General features: G+C 39.7%; 19 protein-coding genes. 5 read left to right on the top strand and 14 right to left on the bottom strand.

All coding sequences use genetic code 11. The features are described 5' to 3' along the window. Position 1: 1 nt before the first annotated feature. The 5 genes from fabF to B3209_RS07720 form a co-directional block, all read right to left on the bottom strand. On the bottom strand, positions 2 to 1,249 hold the full coding sequence (fabF, locus tag B3209_RS07740) for a beta-ketoacyl-ACP synthase II (protein WP_295796364.1): 1,248 nt from the start codon (positions 1,247 to 1,249) through the stop codon (positions 2 to 4). Between the two features lie 52 nt (positions 1,250 to 1,301). After that, complete coding sequence (gene fabG, locus B3209_RS07735) at positions 1,302 to 2,045, bottom strand: 3-oxoacyl-[acyl-carrier-protein] reductase (RefSeq protein WP_296028317.1); 744 nt, start codon at positions 2,043 to 2,045, stop codon at positions 1,302 to 1,304. Positions 2,046 to 2,062: 17 nt separating this feature from the next. Then, positions 2,063 to 3,019, bottom strand: a complete 957-nt coding sequence (locus B3209_RS07730) for an ACP S-malonyltransferase (protein ID WP_296663443.1) — start codon at positions 3,017 to 3,019, stop codon at positions 2,063 to 2,065. Between the two features lie 168 nt (positions 3,020 to 3,187). Further along, positions 3,188 to 3,634 (bottom strand): PTS sugar transporter subunit IIA, encoded by a 447-nt coding sequence (locus B3209_RS07725; RefSeq protein ID WP_013700664.1) that lies wholly within the window; start codon positions 3,632 to 3,634, stop codon positions 3,188 to 3,190. 88 nt (positions 3,635 to 3,722) lie between these two features. Beyond that, complete coding sequence (locus tag B3209_RS07720) at positions 3,723 to 4,610, bottom strand: AraC family transcriptional regulator (RefSeq protein WP_296663440.1); 888 nt, start codon at positions 4,608 to 4,610, stop codon at positions 3,723 to 3,725. Positions 4,611 to 4,757: 147 nt separating this feature from the next. On the opposite strand from B3209_RS07720, the gene B3209_RS07715 reads away from it, so the two are divergent. Both B3209_RS07715 and B3209_RS07710 read left to right on the top strand, forming a co-directional pair. Then, positions 4,758 to 7,529 carry a glycoside hydrolase family 3 protein gene (locus B3209_RS07715; protein WP_296690343.1) on the top strand — a complete coding sequence of 924 codons (2,772 nt, stop codon included), beginning with the start codon at positions 4,758 to 4,760 and terminating at the stop codon, positions 7,527 to 7,529. A gap of 107 nt (positions 7,530 to 7,636) precedes the next feature. Then, the gene (locus B3209_RS07710; RefSeq protein ID WP_295796354.1) at positions 7,637 to 7,906 is read left to right on the top strand and encodes an ACT domain-containing protein; all 270 of its coding nucleotides are present in this window, start codon (positions 7,637 to 7,639) and stop codon (positions 7,904 to 7,906) included. A gap of 149 nt (positions 7,907 to 8,055) precedes the next feature. On the opposite strand, the gene B3209_RS07705 is transcribed toward B3209_RS07710, so the two are convergent. The 6 genes from B3209_RS07705 to gatC all read right to left on the bottom strand — a co-directional run bounded on the left by B3209_RS07705 (position 8,056) and on the right by gatC (position 12,659). Further along, entirely contained in the window at positions 8,056 to 8,472 is a 417-nt protein-coding gene (locus B3209_RS07705; protein ID WP_295796351.1) for a flavodoxin, read from the bottom strand. Positions 8,473 to 8,479: 7 nt separating this feature from the next. Continuing rightward, entirely contained in the window at positions 8,480 to 8,860 is a 381-nt protein-coding gene (locus B3209_RS07700; protein ID WP_296663433.1) for a DUF3793 family protein, read from the bottom strand. Beyond that, positions 8,844 to 9,050 carry a hypothetical protein gene (locus B3209_RS07695; protein ID WP_296663432.1) on the bottom strand — a complete coding sequence of 69 codons (207 nt, stop codon included), beginning with the start codon at positions 9,048 to 9,050 and terminating at the stop codon, positions 8,844 to 8,846. The genes B3209_RS07700 and B3209_RS07695 overlap by 17 nt, the downstream gene beginning before the upstream one ends. A gap of 243 nt (positions 9,051 to 9,293) precedes the next feature. Next, the gene (gene gatB / locus B3209_RS07690) at positions 9,294 to 10,835 is read right to left on the bottom strand and encodes an Asp-tRNA(Asn)/Glu-tRNA(Gln) amidotransferase subunit GatB (protein ID WP_296663430.1); all 1,542 of its coding nucleotides are present in this window, start codon (positions 10,833 to 10,835) and stop codon (positions 9,294 to 9,296) included. 2 nt (positions 10,836 to 10,837) lie between these two features. Continuing rightward, complete coding sequence (gene gatA / locus B3209_RS07685) at positions 10,838 to 12,343, bottom strand: Asp-tRNA(Asn)/Glu-tRNA(Gln) amidotransferase subunit GatA (protein WP_296663427.1); 1,506 nt, start codon at positions 12,341 to 12,343, stop codon at positions 10,838 to 10,840. 1 nt (position 12,344) lies between these two features. Further along, a complete protein-coding gene (gatC, locus tag B3209_RS07680; protein ID WP_013700656.1) occupies positions 12,345 to 12,659 on the bottom strand; it encodes an Asp-tRNA(Asn)/Glu-tRNA(Gln) amidotransferase subunit GatC in 315 nt (104 codons plus the stop codon). 149 nt (positions 12,660 to 12,808) lie between these two features. Here gatC and B3209_RS07675 point away from each other — a divergent pair, with 149 nt between their 5' ends. The 3 genes from B3209_RS07675 to B3209_RS07665 are packed head-to-tail and all read left to right on the top strand — an operon-like array spanning position 12,809 to position 15,612. After that, complete coding sequence (locus B3209_RS07675; RefSeq protein ID WP_296663423.1) at positions 12,809 to 13,573, top strand: J domain-containing protein; 765 nt, start codon at positions 12,809 to 12,811, stop codon at positions 13,571 to 13,573. Positions 13,574 to 13,592: 19 nt separating this feature from the next. Continuing rightward, the gene (gene map / locus B3209_RS07670) at positions 13,593 to 14,372 is read left to right on the top strand and encodes a type I methionyl aminopeptidase (protein ID WP_295796340.1); all 780 of its coding nucleotides are present in this window, start codon (positions 13,593 to 13,595) and stop codon (positions 14,370 to 14,372) included. Positions 14,373 to 14,409: 37 nt separating this feature from the next. Continuing rightward, positions 14,410 to 15,612: an NADP-dependent isocitrate dehydrogenase gene (locus B3209_RS07665; protein ID WP_296663420.1), complete on the top strand. Its 1,203-nt coding sequence runs from the start codon at positions 14,410 to 14,412 to the stop codon at positions 15,610 to 15,612. 20 nt (positions 15,613 to 15,632) lie between these two features. On the opposite strand, the gene murI is transcribed toward B3209_RS07665, so the two are convergent. The 3 genes from murI to aroC are packed head-to-tail and all read right to left on the bottom strand — an operon-like array spanning position 15,633 to position 18,999. Continuing rightward, positions 15,633 to 16,469: a glutamate racemase gene (murI, locus tag B3209_RS07660; protein WP_296663417.1), complete on the bottom strand. Its 837-nt coding sequence runs from the start codon at positions 16,467 to 16,469 to the stop codon at positions 15,633 to 15,635. Positions 16,470 to 16,489: 20 nt separating this feature from the next. After that, positions 16,490 to 17,935, bottom strand: coding sequence for a D-alanyl-D-alanine carboxypeptidase family protein (locus B3209_RS07655; RefSeq protein WP_296663415.1), 1,446 nt, complete (start codon positions 17,933 to 17,935; stop codon positions 16,490 to 16,492). Positions 17,936 to 17,937: 2 nt separating this feature from the next. After that, positions 17,938 to 18,999, bottom strand: coding sequence for a chorismate synthase (gene aroC, locus B3209_RS07650; RefSeq protein WP_296663412.1), 1,062 nt, complete (start codon positions 18,997 to 18,999; stop codon positions 17,938 to 17,940). Positions 19,000 to 19,030: the final 31 nt, after the last annotated feature.

The following is a 19,030-nucleotide window of genomic DNA, read 5'->3' as shown; positions in this document are numbered from 1 at the left end:
TTTACTCGCTGACTTTTTTGAATACAACAATTCCGTTGTGTCCGCCGAATCCAAAGTTTCCGCTCATAGCAACATCAATGTTCATGTCGATTCCTTTGTTTGGTGTATAGTCAAGGTCGCAACCGCCTTCAACATCAACTTCATCAAGGTTGATTGTCGGAGGAATATAGCCTTCTTGAATTGCCTTTACACAAATCATAGCTTCAAGTGCGCCGGCATCGCCAAGACAATGTCCGTGCATACTCTTTGTTGAAGAAATGTGAAGTTTCTTTGCAGCCTCACCAAATGCCATGTGGAGCATTGCAGTTTCGCCAGAATCATTCAAGTGAGTTGAAGTTCCATGCGCATTGTAATATGTAACATCTTCTGGTTTTACACCAGCGTCTTTCATTGCCAACGTCATTGCGCGCGCACCCATAATTCCGTCTGGATTAGGAGCTGTAAGATGGTAGCCATCGCAAGTTGCGCCATAGCCAGCAAATTCAGCATAAATTTTTGCACCGCGGGCTTTTGCGTGCTCGTATTCTTCAAGAACAAGAATTGTAGCTCCTTCGCCCATAACAAATCCATCGCGTTGCTTGTCAAACGGGCGGCAAGCTTTTGAAGGATTGTCTGCCCATTTTGAACTCAAAGCCTGAAGAACTGTAAATCCCAAGTTTGCAAATCCATTCTGTGTAGATTCAGCTCCGCCAGCAAGAACAATGTCGCTTCTTCCTGCGCGGATATTGTCCAAAGCCTGTCCAAGAGCATCTGAACCAGAAGCGCAAGCAGTTGCAATTGTATGAGCAACTCCGTGAAGTCCAAATTTTATGCTAATGTTTGCAGCGGCTTCATTTGGAATAAGCTGAGGAATTGTCATTGGAGGCATACGTTTAAATCCAGAGTCAAAGTAGCTTTTCATGCTTGATTCTGTAATTTCAAGTCCGCCAATTCCAACACCGAGGTAAACAGCGGCATTGTCCAAGGCTTCCTTGTTGTCTGTAAGATTTGAATCGTCCAAAGCCATTTTCGCAGCGGCTACAGCATATTTTGAAAACCTTGCCATTTTGCGTGCTGACTGAGGATCCATGTATTTGTCAGCTTCAAAATTCTTTACTTCAGCAGCGTACTTTACTTTAAAAGCAGAAGCATCATAATGTGTTATAGTTGCAATTCCGCTTTTTCCAGCTCTTATAGAAGCCCAAGTCTCTTCAACGCTGTTTCCGATTGGCGAAACACATCCAAGTCCTGTTACAACAACTTTGCGCATAATTTTCTCCATAAAAAATAGTAGTATATAGATAATTTTATAAATGAAAGCTTTAAGCTCCCATTCCACCGTCAACACCAATAACCTGAGCTGTTACATAAAGGCTCAAATCAGAAGCAAGGAACAACGCCGCATTTGCAACATCTTCAGGTTTTCCAGCTCTCTTTAAAGGAATTCCTTCAACCCATGCCTTGCGAATTTCTTCTTTTACAGCATTTGTCATGTCTGTTTCAATAAATCCAGGAGCAATGCAGTTTACACGAACGCCGCGGCTTCCAACTTCCTTTGCAAGCGATTTTGAAAACGCAATGAGTCCGCCTTTGCTTGCAGAATAATTCACCTGCCCAGCTCCGCCATGAATTCCAACAATTGAAGCCATGTTGATTATAGAGCCTGATTTTTTGTGAATCATATCATTTGAAACAATCTGGCAAACAAGAAAAGCCGAAGTAAGGTTTACAGCAAGAACTGAATCCCAGTCTTCCTTTTTCATTCTAAAGCTCAAAGTGTCGCGTGTAATTCCTGCGTTATTTACAAGAACATCAAAACCGCCTGATTCACCAAGCGCATTTTTTACCGCTGATGTAAGAACTTCAGCATTTCCCGCATCTGCATAAAATTCATGGAAAGCAGTTCCATTTTCCGCGGCAAGTTTTTCAAGCTCGGCTTTTCCTGCGGATTCTTTTGTGCACATTCCCCAGACTTCGCATCCATTTGCAAGAAAAACTTCAACAATTTTACGCCCGATTCCGCGTGAAGAACCAGTAACCAAAGCCTTTTTGTTTTTTAGAAGCATATTATCCCCTATAGTAATTACAGATTATTTACAGATTCAGCTGTGTTAACTGGCAAAACTGAAATTGAAGCGTTGTAGTCAGTATTTCCCCAAAGTCCAGAAAGAACTTTTCCAGGTCCAACTTCAAGAGCAGCCCACTTATCAAAACCGTCAGCTTTCATAACAGAAGCAAGGCAGTCTTCTTCGTCTGTCCAAAGAACTGGGTTTGTAAGATGAAGAACCGCAGATTTTTTTGCTTCCTCTCCAGAAACACATTCCTTTCCTGTTACATTTGAAAACAGCTTGATTTTAGGATCGTTGAACTTTACATCAGCAATAGCTTTTTCAAATTCTACAGCGGCATCCTGCATCAAAGGCGAATGGAAAGGACCTGCAACCTTTAAGCGGACTGCACGACGCGCGCCAGCTTCAGAAGCAGCTTTTTCAACAGCAGCAAGAGCATCAAAAGTTCCGCTCACAACAGTTTGCTTTACACTGTTCATGTTTGCCGCATAAGCATCCTTTATGCCGGAAGCAATTTCCTTTACTTTTTCAGGAGAAAGACCGAGAACTGCTGTCATTCCAGGCGCATGACCTTCGTTTTTTGCCGCGATTTCTTCACATACTTTCTGCATAATAAGCCCGCGCTGGCGTACAACTTTTACAACATCTTCAAATGACAAAACTCCTGCCGCATAAAGAGCAGGAAACTCTCCAAGGCTGAAACCCATTGCCGCAGAAGGCTCAATATTTTTATCTTTTAAAGCAGCCATCAAAGCAAGAGAAGCCGCTGTTATGGCAATCTGGCTGTTGTCAGAACGGCTGAGCTGTGCCGCATCTGATTCCCACAAAAGTTTTGCCATATCTAAATTTACAATGGAAGAAACATCATCAATAACTTTCTTTGCTGAAGAAAAAGATTCAGCAACGTCTTTTACCATTCCTGGAGCTTGTGCGCCTTGTCCTGGAAACAAAAATGCGTATTTTTCAGCCATAATTACCTCTTCTATAAATTTTATTTTATTATGACAAAAAAAGATAAAATGTCAAGTATTTTCTTTTTGATGAACCTTTGTTTTTCTGCGTAAAATGAAATTTAATGGAAAACAAAAAAGCCCCTGCATTTAGCAAGAGCTTCTATAGAAATAATAGAATAAAACAAACTATTCAGTTAAAATCTTTATAACTTCCGCTTTGTCCTGAGTATTCAGAATCTGAGCGCGCTTGTCAGCAGATTTAAACAAAAGGCTGACTTCAGCAAGGAACTGAAGATGAGGACCAGTCTTGTTTACAGGCGACAATGTCATAATAAATATACGGCAAGGCTCCTGATCCAAGCTGTCAAAATCAACAGGATTGTCTGAAACTCCAATACAAGCAACTAAGTCAGAAACTGTGTCAGTTTTTCCATGCGGAATTGCAATTCCATGCTTCATACCGGTAGACATTTTACGCTCACGGTCAAGAACACACTCCTTTGCAACTGCTTTATCTGTTACTTTCCCGGCTTTCACGAGAATATCGAGAAGCTCGTCAATAATTTCTTCTTTTGTAGTTCCCTTTAAATGAAGGTCTACTGTGTCAGGTGTTAATACAGTTCTTAAGTCCATATTAATATCTTATGTTCACATGAAAAATTTGTCAAGGTTTAAATATGCAATGTTAAAATTTTTAACAAAGCAAGGTTTTCAAAAAAGTCTAAGAAATCTGTGCGGAATCCTTTCTAAAATCAAGCGGTGTTGTCTTGTAATATTTATGGAAAGTCTCGCAAAAATAGCTCGTTCCAGAAAAACCGCATTCATAGGCAATTTCTGTAATTGGAATGCCAGTTTTGCAAAGAAGCTCTGTGCTGATTTTTAATCTGTATTTTATAAGATAAATTATCGGAGACTCCTTTAAATACTGGCTGAAAATTGAAGAGCATTTGCTTTTGCAGCAGAATCCGGCGGAAGCAATATCTTCAAGTGAAATTTTCCTCTTATAATTGTCCTGAATAAAAACCATCATCAGCTTTAAAGCATTAAGTTCAGCAGAATTTTGCGCCGACTTTTCAGATTTTATGTCCACGTTAGAATAGATTAGCTCAAATATGCTGAAAAAATTCCGTTGTGTTATAAACTGCCAAGTCTTTTCGTCTTTTTTTAAATGAATTTCCTTTAGAAGTTTTATAATTTTGTTTTGCCATTGGATTTTTCGGCTCAGCTTTATAAAAGGATAATTTGCATTGTACGTAAACGGTTTTACAAATTTTTCATCAAAATCTTTATTGGAGCAAAGCAACGAAGGGTTCAGCAAAATGCAGATAAATTCGCAGTCTTTTCGATCCGCTGAAAATCCATAGTGAACTTGCCGGCTGTTTACAAAGATTGCATCTCCGGCTTCAATTTCAATTAAGTTTCCATTCACGTTATAAGTTTCAAGGCCTTCAAGAACAATTATAAATTCCCAGTCCTCGTGCCAGTGAGTGCAGCCTTTTAAATCAGGATAGCAAGATAAAAATCCGCTTGTAATATACGCAGGAAAAGCCGGATCATTGTACGCAACATTTTCTGACAAATCCACATTAAAAGTTGAATAACGCTTCAAAAACTGCCTCTTAAAAAAAATGGAAGATTGTTATATTAATTTAGCATATAGTTAAAGATTTTGAAAGCAACCAATGTTAATATTGATAAAAAACAGATGTTGTTTTTATAACAATTTTTCACTTTAAATATTATTATGGGGGATTTTATGACATTCGCAGAAAAAATTCTTGAAGCCGCGCAAGAAGGAATCGTACTTCTTAGGAACAATGAAAACACGCTTCCGCTTGCAGAAAATGAAACTGTTGCTATTTTTGGAAGATGCCAGTTTGATTTTTACAAATGCGGAATGGGTTCTGGTGGTTCTGTCCGCTCGCCTTATTCCACAAATTTAACAGACAACATTCCAATGGCAAACAAAGAACTTGCTGAAATTTACAGAAACTGGATAAAGGAAAATCCGTTTGACAATGGCGGAGGTGGCTGGGCAATGGAGCCTTTTTTTCAAAAGGAACTTTCAGTTTCAGCTGAGCTTGCAAAAAACGCTGCAAAAGTTTCAAAAAAAGCAATTTTCGTTATAGGCCGAAATGCTGGCGAAGACAAAGACTTTACAAAAGAAAAAGGCTGCTGGCTTTTAACTGACACAGAACGCAATTCAATTAAAGAAATTTGCTCGGCATTTGAAAGTGTAATAATTGTTTTTAACTCATGCGGAATAATCGACACGGCTTGGATTGACGACAAAGAATTTTCAGGAAAAATTAAATCCGTAGTCTACGCTTGGCAAGGAGGGCAAGAATCCGGAAGAGCCTGCGCAAATGTTCTGTGCGGAAAATCAGTTCCGTGCGGAAAACTCACAGACACAATCGCAAAATCAATAGACGACTATCCTTCCACAAAAAATTTCGCAACACAAAGTGAATCTTTTTATATGGAAGATATTTATGTCGGCTACAGATATTTTTCAACATTCGCAAAAGAAAAAATTCTATTTCCATTTGGATTCGGACTTTCTTACACGGAATTTAAAACCGAATTTATTTCTTCTTCTGTGGACAAAAAAAATGTAAACGTAAAGGTCCGCGTAGAAAACATCGGAAAAAAATTCAGCGGAAAAGAAATTGTCCAGCTTTACCTTCAAGCTCCGCAAGGAAAACTCGGAAAGCCTTCAAAAGTTCTTGTCGCATTCAAAAAATCAAATTTGCTAAAACCAGGCCAGTCGGAAGAACTTGAGCTTTTGTTCAACTTGGAATCAGCTGCTTCTTATGATGATTCTGGAATTTCTGGATTTGAATTTTCGTTTGTTCTTGAAGAAGGAAAATATTTTTTATTCATGGGAACTGATTCTGAAAGCGCAAAGAAAATTCCAGTTGGAAGCAGCGATTGTATTTCAGTTGAAAAAACTTACGCCACAGAAAAACTTTGCCAGGCACTTGCTCCGCGAAAAGCTTTTTCAAGAATCAAGCCAGTGCAAATCAAGCCGGACGGAAACTATTCAATTGAAGAAGAAAATGTTCCGCTTGAATCTTTCAGCCTTGAACAGCGCATAAAAGAAAATCTTCCAAAAGAAATTCCATTCACAGGAAACAAAGGAATAAAATTTCAAGATGTAAAGGAAAATCCTGAGCTACTTGAAAAATTTGTTGCCCAGCTAAACAACGAAGAGCTTGCAACTCTTGTGCGCGGAGAAGGAATGATGAGCCGCAAAGCAACAATGGGAATCGCTTCAGTTTTTGGTGGCGTAAGTGAATCTCTTTATGACTACGGAATTCCTGTTGCAGGATGCGCGGATGGTCCTTCAGGCATAAGGCTCGACACAGGCAAGGAAGCTTCTCTTATGCCAATAGGAACTTTACTGGCTTGCACTTGGAATCCTCCTCTTGTTCAGGAGCTTTTTGAATTTGAAAGCCAAGAGCTAATGCAAAATCAAATTGACACAGTTCTTGGACCTGGAATAAACATTCACAGAAATCCTCTTAACGGAAGAAACTTTGAATATTTTTCCGAAGATCCGCTTCTTACTTCTGAAATGACGCTTGCAATTTTAAAAGGCGTTTCAAAAGAAGGTCCGGTTGCAACAATAAAACATTTCGCCGCGAACAGCCAGGAAACTCAAAGGCGCGAACACGATTCAATTGTCTCAGAACGCGCATTGCGAGAAATTTATCTTAAGCCATTTGAAGCCGCTGTAAAACGAGGAAATGCCCAGTCAATTATGACAAGCTACAATCAAATCAATGGACACTTTGCGGCAAGCAACTACGATTTAAATTCAACAATTCTCCGCAAAAACTGGAAATACACAGGCGTTGTAATAACCGACTGGTGGGCAAGAATAAACGACTGCGTAAAAGGCGGAAAAGGAGAAATTGAACTTACCGCTTCGATGGTCCGAGCAAGAAACGACATCTACATGATTGTAAACAACGACACTGCGGAAAAAGACGGAAACAACGACAATATAAAGTCAAGCTTAAAAAACGGCGAGCTTACAACTGCGGAACTTCAAGTTTGCGCAATGGACATTATAAAATTTCTTACAAAAACTCTTGTCGCTGAACGCAAGCTTCGTCCGCTAAACAATATTCCAGTCTTGGCTCCAAAGGTAGAAAATCAAAATGCAAAAAAACCAGCTCAGGAAAATTTCAGATTTCTTTGCAACGGTGAAACAAAAAGAAATTTCTTTGCGCCGGCAAACGGAGTTTACAATGTGCTTGGAGTTTATTCAAAGCCAGCTGATGTGGGCAAAGTTTCGCAATCTGTATGCAACGTGCTGATCGATGGAAAACCAACATTTGCATTTGAATGCCGCTCCACAGAAGGAAAAGACACAGGAGCTGTAATCGGGCAGGTTCAGCTTGAAAAAGGCAAATATGAAATTTCGCTTGAGCATACAAAACCTGGAATCGAAATAAAATTCGTTGCACTTTCAAGAGATGTTTCTGTTTCATCCGGAATCGATTATTTAAAGTCTGAATAAAAAATACCGCTTTGGAAATTCATAAAGCCAGTTAAAAACTGCCGCTGTTTGAATTTCCATTGCGGCTTCTTGTGCATAAGTTTTTTTTCTATTAAAATGAATTCATTATGAAAGCTATAGTTACTGTCGTTGGTGCGGATAAAGTCGGTATAATCGCAAAAGTTTCAGCATATCTTGCAAAACATTCTATAAACATTGCGGATATTTCTCAAACAATTTTAAGCGGAAATTTTGTTATGATGATGATGGTTGATTTTGACAATGCGGACATCGGAATCGACACTGCAAGAAAAGAACTTGTTGAAGAGCTTGGAACTCTTGGCGTTGAAGTAAACATAATGAACGAAAAAGTTTTTTCTGAAATGCACAGAATTTAAAAACAAAAAACTCCAGTCTGAAACTCAGAATGGAGTTAAAACCAAACACACACACTTTTAAACCAACTCGAGGAATTAGTTTAAACCTGTGCCTGTTGCTAGCACTTTTTTATAAGACTGCAATGCAAGATGCAAAGCAGTCTATTTTTTTATGCAGTTTCTCCAAGAGACTTGCATTCAGCAAGAGCAGTTTCATCTGGAGCAAGCTGAGCTTTCAGGCCTTCGCCATTTACAACAGTTGCACCTGCAGCAGAAAGACGTTCAACCCAAGTTCTAAGCCACTGTCCGTCGCCCCAATCATAAGAACCAAATACAGCAACTTTTTTTCCGCTCAACCCGCCTTCAAGATTCGTATAGAATTCTTCCATTGAATCTTCAAGAACTTCATCTCCCATAGCAGGGCTTCCGAGTATAATAGCATCGCAAGCAAGAACATCAGAAACATTCGCATCGCTTGCAGTTGACATCAAAAGTTCCGCGCCGCAAGATTTTACACCTTCAGCTACAGCATTTGCCATTGCCTCTGTGTTTCCAGTTGTGCTTGCATAGATTACAGCTTTCTTCATATTTACCTCACATAAAATTTATTGTTTTGCAAATTGCTTCAAAATTATTTCCAGCTTCAAAAAGGCTTGAGCAAAAAACGGAACACTTTTTGTAAAGTTCCATTTTTTTTACAGCTTCATCTACATTTCCGTAGACCGCCCAAGCCCCGGAAAATTTAGTTTTTGTTCCTGAATATTTTTCGTATCCAACAACATCTTCCAACGGATAACCAAGAAAAACTCCAATCTCATGCGGAAAACTTTCGCAATAAGAAAGGCGATTCAAAAGCTCGTTCAAGACATTTGAAATTCCTTTGTCCGTAAAATAGCCTTTTAAATTCAAGTATGACAAAACTTCAGGATTTGAAAGAATTTCCTGAACAAGTTTTTCGTCATAAATGAAAAGCAAAAAAAGATTCTCTCCTCGTTTTGCAATTTTTATTTTTTTTCTGGCTGCCCTCAAGGATTTTATTCCACAGAAGAATTTTTTTGTATTCACAAAACAGAACTTCTTTTGAAACAGAAACAAGGCTTGAAGGCTTTACTCCGCACAAAGTCGGCGCACCCAAGTGAATTACTGTCTGCTCAAAAGTTTTCATACAACCTCAAAAAAAATGCGGGCATATCACATCAGTGGCTGTGTAAGGAGATGTAAACTTAGGATTAAGAACCGCAAGTTTATATGCCCGCTAGTAACAAACACAAGTTAGACTAAACTAACTTACAAAAGTTAGCATACAGTAACTAAGAAAGATTGTCAATAATTCTAGAAAAAATTTTTAAACAAAAAAAATCCGCCATTCTAAAACAGAACGACGGATAAAAATAAAGGATAAGAAAAATTATATTTCTGAAAGCTTCTTTTGAACAAGGGAACTTGCTTCTGCTGGATTTGCCTTGCCTTTGGATTCTTTCATAACCTGTCCCATAAGCCAACCGACGACATTTGTTTTTCCAGATTTAAAGTCGGCTACAGCTTTTGGATTTGCTGAAATAACTTTATCAACAATTGCTTCAATTGCTCCGCTGTCGCTTACAACTTCCATGCCTTCAGATTTTATAATTTCCGCCGGCATTTTATTTGTCTCAAGCATTTTTGCAAAAACGACTTTTCCTTGCGCGCTTGAAATTTTCTTTGAGTCAATCGCATTTACAAGCTCCGCAATATGGGCAGGAGTTATAGAAACATCGTTGATTGTTTTTTTATCTTCATTCAGTTTTGCAAGAAGCTCTGTAAGAATTATATTTGCAGTACGCTTTGGATTTTTTGTTCCGGCAGCAGCTTCTTCAAACCAAACAGCCAAGTCGCGGCTAGAGGTCAAAGTTTCAACATCAAAATCAGAAAGTCCGTAATTCTTCTTTAATCTTGTGCGTTTTGCTTCTGGAAGTTCTCCGACTTTTGACTTTGCATTTTCAATAAGCTCCTCGCTTACACTGAACGGCTTTATGTCTGGCTCAACAACAAAGCGGTAGTCAACAAAAGAATTTTTTGTGCGCTGAACAACAGTCTGGCCTTTTGCTTCGTCCCAGCCCATTGTAACTTTAAATCCCGGATTGAATTCCTGGCGGTCTTCCTGAAATTCTTTAAGCTGACGCTGGGCTTCGTAAGCGCAGGCATCGCGGATTGAACGGAACGAGTTTAAGTTCTTGATTTCAGAAATCGGAGTGTGATAAAGTTTTCCGTCTTCCCAAACATTCAAGTTGATGTTGGCATCGCATCTCATGTTTCCTTCTTCAAGGTTTCCATTTGTAACTTTAACATAGCGCAGAATTTCCTGAACAGTTTCCATAAAAAGCGCTGCTTCTTCCGGGCTTGTCATATCAGGCTTTGTTACAATTTCAATAAGCGGAGTTCCAGAACGGTTGTAGTCAATATAAGAATGCGCCCCCTGCAAGTGCAACGATTTACCTACATCTTCTTCAAGGTGAATGCGTTCAACTCGGACACGGCGGTATTTTCCGTTTTCAATAATGCAGTCATTGCCTATGAAATTTTTTGTGCGGCATTTTTCTGAACCAAACTGCTGTTCCTTTGGATACTTGTGCATCGGAAGATCAACATATCCATCGTGGCAAAGAGGAATATCATATTGAGTTATCTGATAGCCTTTCGCAAGATCAGGATAAAAATAATGCTTGCGGTCAAATTTTGTAAAGCGTGAAATCTCGCAGTTAAGAGCAAGGCCTGCCACAGAGCCAAGCTCAACATATCCTTTAGAAACGCGCGGCATCGCTCCCGGAAGTCCAAGACAAACAGGACAAACACGGGTGTTCGGCATTCCTCCGTAACGATTTTCACAGGCACAGAAAGCCTTTGTTTTTGTCAAAAGCTGCGTATGAATTTCACAGCCGATTACAATTTCATATTTATCAATAGAAGGCATTTTTATTTTTCCTCCGAAACAGGAATTCCGCATCCCTTATGCTCGTTTTCCCATACTTGGGCAATTTCAAGAATTTTCATTTCGCTGAACATAGGTCCTGCAAACTGAATTCCAATAGGCATATTTCCGTTTTCCGCAGAAGTTCTTCCAGCCGGAACAGACAAAGACGGAATGCGGGCAAGGTTTACAAATGTCGTGAACAAGTCGCTAAGATACATGGCAAGCGGATCATCAACTTTCTGGCCGAGTTTAAAAGCCGGAGTCGGACAAGTTGGGCAAAGAATCAAATCAAACTGCTCAAACAATTTTGCAATCTCACGCTGAATGCGAGCGCGCACAGACATTCCTTTTTTATAAGTATCGCCTGAAAACTGCTCAGACAAAACGTAGTTTCCAATTATAATTCTGCGCTTAACTTCCGGACCAAAACCGTTGCTTCTTGTGTCCACATAAAGCTCATCGTATCCTTTGCCGTTGTCAATTCTGTTTCCGTAACGAATTCCATCAAAGCGGCTCAAGTTCGAAGCGGCTTCAGACAAAGCAATTACGTAATAGCTTGCAATAGCGGCATCAAGAATCGGAAGGTCAACAACTTCTATTTTTGCGCCTTTGGACTCAAACCAGCTGCGGGTTTGTTCAAAGACTTTTGCAACATCGGCATCCATTCCCTTTGACTCAAGGAACTGCTTTGGAACTGCAATTTTCAGTTTTGAAAAATCAGAGAAAGCTTCAACAGAAGGCTTTGCGTCAGGTAAATCAGCGGAAGTGTCGTCATAAAAATCAACGCCGCTCATAACGCTTAACGGAAGTGCAATATCCTGCGGACTGTGTCCAAGAATTCCAACCTGATCCAAAGAAGAACCGTAAGCAACAACTCCCCATCGGCTTAGAACACCATAAGTTGTCTTAAGACCGTAGATTCCGCAGTAGCTTGCAGGAAGACGGACAGAACCGCCAGTTTCAGTGCCAAGAGCAAACAATGCCTGATTCGCAGCAACCGCAGCAGCAGGACCGCCGGAAGAACCGCCGGAAACATAAGCGCGGTCAATAGGATTTCTTGTAGGTCCGTAAACTGAATATTCAGTTGAAGAGCCCATTGCAAATTCGTCTTGATTGCATCTTCCAATGGGAATCGCTCCAGCTTTTTCAAGGCGGTTTATTACAGTCGCGCTGTACGGAGCAACGTAGCCTTCAAGAATTTTGCTTGAGCAGGTAAGCTTTTTTCCGCGCACAGAAATGTTGTCCTTTACCGCAAATGGAATTCCAAGAAGAGGCTGTTCTTCAAAAAGTTTATCAAGGGAACCATTGCTTCTAGCTTCTGAAATTTTCTGGTCGGCAGCTTGCGCAGAATTTAAAATATCGTCATAAATTTCCAAAAATGCATTAAGTGGCAATACTGAATTTTTATCCGCCTCAAAAGTTTCCTTGGATTCCTTTACCAAAGCCACACTTGAAGTTTCTCCGCTTTTTAAGGCTTCTACAGTTTCTTTTATAGTCTTGTACTTCATCTTACGCACCTTCTCCCAGAACTTTTGGAACCTGGAAATATCCGTCCATAAAATTCGGTTCGTTTATTTTCTTGACATCGTGCATCTCAAGCCCCGGAACAATTTCGTCCTCGCGCAGGCATTCAGCTTTTGTTGTAGGATAAGCGTCATAAGGATTTTCGCTGTCATCGTATTTAGAAAGAATATCAAAGTATCCTACAATCTCGTCCACCTGCTTTTTCAAAGTAGCCATGTCTGTGCTTTCCGGGGAAAGACGTGAAAGGTATAAAAGTTTTTCCAATGTTGACTCGTCAACGGTACGTTTATTTTCACTCATGCCGCGATTATACAAAATTTAGAACGTTTAAGCAATTTAAGGGCTGAATCAATCTTCAGCAAACTGAAAAAGCGCTTTAATTGCTTAAATGCAAAAAAAAATGTAAACTTCATCTTGCGTGAAATTTTTTCCGTCTGAAAAGAAAAAAGATGAAAGACTATTACAAAATTCTAGGTGTTTCAAGAACAGCGACAATCGCAGAAATCCGGCGCGCATACAGAAGAAAAGCTAAGATTCTGCATCCGGACATTACGGGTGAAGACTCAAAGGCATTCCGCGAGCTTGTGGCAGCCTACGAAGTTTTGTCCGACATAAAATCACGCGGACTTTTTGACGAGTCAGTTTTATTCAAGCAAAGCAATTTCCACCATGAAAAAAATTTTGAATCATTCGACTACAGAAAATGGCTTTTAGAGCGCACCGATGACGAAAGCCGCGCCAAACTGATTTTTTTTGACTTGCTGCACAACAACGAGGACGAGGCTGTAACGGAATTCAAAAGAATGAACATGGAGCGTGTTGGATTCAGACTGTCAAGATGGTTCACACGGGAAGACTTTATGGACTACGGATTTATTCTTGCGGAAGAACTTGTTTTGCGGCAGGAATACTACGATGCAGTCATTCTTTTGGATCAGATTATAAGGATGGAATTTTCATTTGAATATTTCAAGCTTTTCTTTCCGGAAGTAAAAAGCCTTGCACGGCATATTCTTCGGAACAACATTGAAGGAGCCGTGAACGATGAACTTGCAATAGACGCATGGGAGCGCGCGCTTGAACTTAGGTTTGGGAAAAATGACGATGCGTTTTTTCTTTTAAAGATTGCAGACTCTTATGAGCGGATTGGGGATTTTCAAACTGCCAAAATATGCAGAAACGAAGCCGCAAGAATTTCCGCGGAAACAAAATAGGAAATCATGGAGTTTATATATGATACGTTTAAAAAATGAAGAGCAAATTAATGGAATTAGAAAAAGCTGCCACTTGCTTGCTGATTTATTCAACGAAATTATTCCAAAAGTAAAGCCCGGAGTAAGCACAAAGGAAATCGACGACTGGTGCGTAAACTTCGCAAGAAAATTCGGAGCAACTCCAGCCTGGTACGAGGAGGACTTTCCTGGCTGTGCGTGCATAAGCATCAACAATCAAGTTATCCATGGCGTTCCTTCAAAAAAACGGATTGTAAAGGATGGCGATATTGTTTCGCTTGACATCGGACTAAATTTAAAAGGCTATATTTCAGACAGCACGCACACAGTTCTTGTAGGAAACGTAAAGCCTGCGCATCAAAAACTTTGCCGAGTTACACGAGAATGTCTTTTAGCTGGAATCGACGCTTGCAAGGCAGGAAACAGAATCAGCGACATTTCAAACGCGGTATATGACATCGCATACAACCAGAACAAGTACGGCGTTGTCTATGAATACTGCGGACATGGAGTCGGCCTTGAAGTCCACGAAGATCCAAGCGTCTGCAACTGCCCTTCAACTGGTCCGAATCCGCGCATTCAAGCTGGAATGGTTCTTGCAATCGAGCCTATGATTAACGAGGGAACTGCGGACGTTGACATTGAAGAAGGAAGCGACTGGACTGTTGTTACAGCAGACGGTTCTTGGAGCTGCCACGAAGAGCATACTGTTGCAGTTTTTAAAGACCACACGGAAATTCTTACAGACTTGGACTACAACGGAAATTCATGTTTAAAATAACGCACTAAAATTCTAATAGATTTTCAGGAGTTTAATTATGGAAAAAATCAAAATGAAAAATGCGATTGCCGAGCTTGACGGCGATGAAATGACAAGAGTTCTATGGAAGGTTATCAAGGAAAAACTTCTTGAACCTTACGTTGACCTTAATGTTGAATACTATGACCTTGGCTTAAAAAATCGCGACGACACAGACGACAAAGTAACTTATGAAGCCGCCGCCGCAATCAAACGTCTTGGTGTTGGAGTAAAATGCGCCACAATCACAAGCAATGCCGCCCGCATGGAAGAGTACAAACTTAAGCAGCTTACACCTTCACCAAATGGAATTCTCCGTGGAGAACTAGACGGAACAGTTTTCCGCGCGCCGATTTTCGTAAAGAATATTCAGTGCAATGTTTCTTCATGGAGAAAGCCGATTGTTCTTGGCCGCCACGCTTATGGAGATGTTTACAAAAACTGCGAAATAAAAACTCCGGGAGCTGGAAAAGCGGAACTTGTTTTCACAGGCGATGATGGAAAAGAAATCAGAAAAACAATTCAAGTTATGAAAGGTCCTGGAATAATTCAGGGAATCCACAACTTGGACGATTCTATAAGAAACTTTGCGCGCTGCTGCTTTATGTATGCCCTAGACAAAAAAATCGATGTATGGTTTGGAGCAAAAGACACAATCAGCAAAATCTACGACGGAAACTTCAAGGCAATTTTCAATGAAGTATTTGAATCCGAGTTCAAAGAAAAGTTTGAAAAAGCTGGAATAGAATATTTTTATACGCTCATTGATGACGCAGTTGCACGCATAATGAAATGTGAAGGCGGAATTCTCTGGGCCTGCAAAAACTACGACGGAGATGTTATGAGCGACATGATTGCATCTGCCTGCGGAAGCCTTGCAATGATGACTTCTGTTCTTGTTTCTCCAAACGGAGAATTTGAATACGAAGCCAGCCACGGAACTGTTCAAAAACACTACTACAAATATTTAAAAGGCGAAAAGACTTCAACAAATCCAGTCGCATTGATTTTTGCTTGGACAGGAGCACTTGCAAAACGCGCCGAGCTAGACGGAACTCCAGAACTTGCAGATTTCGCACACAAGCTTGAAAAGGCAACTCTCGATGTTATTGAAGAAGGAACAATGACAGGAGACCTTGCACGTCTTGCAAATCCACCAGCAAAGAAAATTGTAAACAGCTGGGAATATATCGATGAAATTGCAGCAAAAATGGAAAAGTAAAATTTAACTTTTTGCACTTTTTAAAGCTTTAAAAGTCCGCCAAAAGGAATATTGAAATTTCTGCAAAGAGTTTCGTATTCTTTTTGGTCGTTTTTATTTTTAAGGCTTGTTACAAAAAAGCTCATGTCAGGCGGAAGAAATTTTGGCTCATGCTGATTTTCTAAAGAAGTGCCTTTTATAACTTCAAGAGCATGATTTGAAACTCCGTTTCGGCTGTCCACTACAAAAACTTTTTTTCCGGCAACATTGGAAAAATATTCTTTTATGTCTTCCGCCATGTGAGTAAAATGCGTGCATCCAAGAATTATAGTGTCGCATCCGCATGAACAAAAAAAATCCACAGCAGGCTTTACAGCAGCAAGCCGCTTTTCTTTTGAAGCATAAAACAAATCGTGTTCTATAAAACTTATCAAGCCAGGGTCGCCCCGATTGAAAACTTCGCATCCAGAAGCAAAATCAGAAACTAGTTTTTTACAGTAAGGATGATTTACAGTTGCGTTAGTTGCGAGCAGTCCGATTTTTTTGTTTTCCGTAACTTTCGCAGCAAGTTTTATCGCAGGAACAGTTCCAACAATCGGAACATCAGAAAATTTTTCTCTAAGCTGATTCAATGCCGTCACACTGATTGTGTTGCAGGCAATAACAACAAGACGCGGATTCCACAAGTCAAGAATTTTTTCTATTGATTCAGAAGCACAAGAAGTTACTTCCTCCGCTGATTTTTCTCCATAAGGAAAATGAACAGTGTCGCCAAGGTAAACACATCTTGAGCCGGGAGATTTTTTTTTCAGCAAAAGCATATATGGAATGCCGCCTGTTCCGCTGTCTAAAAATGCAAAATCAATTTTTTCACTCATAAAAACCACAGAATATTTTTTCAGCCTTTATTTAAAGACGAAATTTTATAAGCAAGCGCGCCCCAAATTCTAGCAAAGAAATTTACCTTTTCACTTTTTCTGTCAGCAACAAGAGGAACTGTATTTAAAATTCTTCCGTCAAGTGAATATGACAAAGTTCCAAACTGAGTTCCTTCATCGAATTCTCCAAAGATGCTTTTTGGAATATTTGCTGTAACATGAATTTTTTGAGCTGCCTCTTTTGGAGAACTTCCAGAAATAAATGGAACAGAAAAATTTTCACTTTTTGCAGGAACAAGGCAAACACTTTTTAAAGAAGAACCTGCAACGCCCACAGAAAAACTATGAGGCTGCTTTGCAATATAAGGAGAAAATTTTGAAAACGCATATTCCATTAAATTAGTTCCATCTTTAACTCTGTAAATATTTCCCTGCGTGCTTCCAACTCCAGGTCCTTTCATTGTAACAGAAATATAGCGGACACCGTTTCGTTCTGCAGTAAGAGCAATGTTAAAACCGCTTTCATAAATAAAACCAGTTTTCAATCCATCACAGCCCTCAAGACTTCCAAGCAACTTGTTTGTGTTGTACTGAATCACAGCCTGGCTGTCGCCGTTTCGTTCTGCAGATTCTTTTGGAAGATTTTTTGCAAGCGGATAGCGCAGAATTTTTTGGGAATGAAATTCTGTAATTGCAAATGGAAATTTTTCTATGTATTTTCTGCAGAAAGCCGCGAACTCTTTTGCAGTCGTAATATTTTTTTCGCTGTAGCCGCTTGATTCCACAAATTCAGTTTTTACCAAGCCCATCTTTTTTACAGTCTGATTCATCCGCTCAACAAACGAATCCATGTTTCCGCAGACATATTTTGCAACAGCAATTGAAGCGTCATTTCCACTGGCAATCGCAAGTCCAAGCAAAAGTTCTCTAAGCGTTACTTTCTGGCCTTCATCCAAAAACATTATCGAAGCATCGCTTGGAAGATTTCTAGCCCAACTTTCAGGCGGAAGCGGAACAACATCATCAAGGGAAATTTCGCCGTTTTCAACAGCCTCAAAAACAACATACATTTCCACAAGCTTTGTCATTGAAGCCGGAGGAATTTGAACTTCAGCATTTTTTTCAAAAAGAATATTTCCCGTTGCAAAATCAATAACAATGGCGCTTTCTGCATTTACAAACAAATCAGCCGGAACATACTGAAACGGAAGTTCAGAAACAATGTCTGCGCGCTCAGGATATTTTTTGTTCAACGACTGCTCAAGAAAAGTCTGCTGCTCCAAAGAAAGCGGTTCTGGATTTCTTGGATTTAAAAGTTTATAAACAGAAACTGCCTGCGTCACAGCAAAAATAAAAACAGCAGTTAAAATAAAAAAAATTATTATGTGTTTTTTTTTCTTTTTATTGTTATTATTATTTTTATTTTCTTCTATGCTGTTAAAAAAATCTGATGTATAAGTTTCCATTGCTAAACTCTGCTGCTCCTATTTCTTAAAATCATATCTGCCAAAGTAATTGCGGTCATGGCTTCTACAACAGGAACAATCCTTGGACAAAGACAAACATCGTGTCTTCCTTCAATTAGAATATCACACTCATTTCCATTTACATCAACAGTTTCCTGCGAAAGATAAATACTTGGAACAGGCTTTACAGCAACTCTAAAAACTATATCATCGCCTCGGGAAATTCCTCCAAGAATTCCGCCGGCATTGTTTGTTTTAAATGAAAAGCAGTTTCCCATAAAATCGTTGTTCTCAAGTCCGTTTGAATCCGCACAAGCAAATCCGCTTCCAAATTCAATTCCTTTTATTGCACCAATCGACATAACTGCATGGGACAAAACCGCATCCAGCTTGTCAAAAACCGGCTCGCCAATTCCAGCAGCCACGCCTTTTACAACGCACTCAACAATTCCGCCACAAGAATTCTTTTTCATTTTGAACTCTTCAACCTTTTGCTGCATTAAAACAGCAGCATCTTTGTCTGCGGCACGCATTGCATTTTTTTCAATTTCAGAAAAATCAACTTTGCCGCTTTTTATTCCTGCCGCTTCTTTTGTATATGCAAAAATTCGAATTCCAAAATTTTTTAAAAACATTTTTGCAAACGCTCCAGCCGCAACTCTCGCGCAAGTTTCTCTTCCGCTAGATCTTCCGCCGCCTCTGTAATCCCTTATGCCATATTTTTTATAATATGTAAAATCAGCGTGTCCCGGCCGGAATTTGTCTTTTATATTTTCATAGTCTGATGAATGCTGATTTGAATTTCTGATTAAGACAGCTATCGGAGTTCCTGTTGTTTTTCCTTCAAATACGCCGCTTAGAATTTCTGCAAAGTCATCTTCTTTTCTTGCAGTAACCGCCGCGCTTTTTGCACCTGGCTTTCTCCGTTCCATTTCATGCTGAAGAAATTTTTCATCCACCAAAACTCCAGCAGGACATCCGTCTATAATACAGCCAAGTCCTGCTCCGTGGCTTTCTCCAAATGTTGCAACTTTAAAAATTTCTCCAAATATATTTCCTGACATAATTTTTCCCTAAAAAGTAAATAATAAAATT

The organism is Treponema sp. UBA6852, from assembly GCA_002449305.1.
In the GTDB taxonomy this organism is placed as follows: domain Bacteria; phylum Spirochaetota; class Spirochaetia; order Treponematales; family Treponemataceae; genus Treponema_D.
The sequence above is the reverse complement of the archived record's forward strand: the minus strand, read 5'-3'. Positions and strand labels throughout refer to the sequence as shown.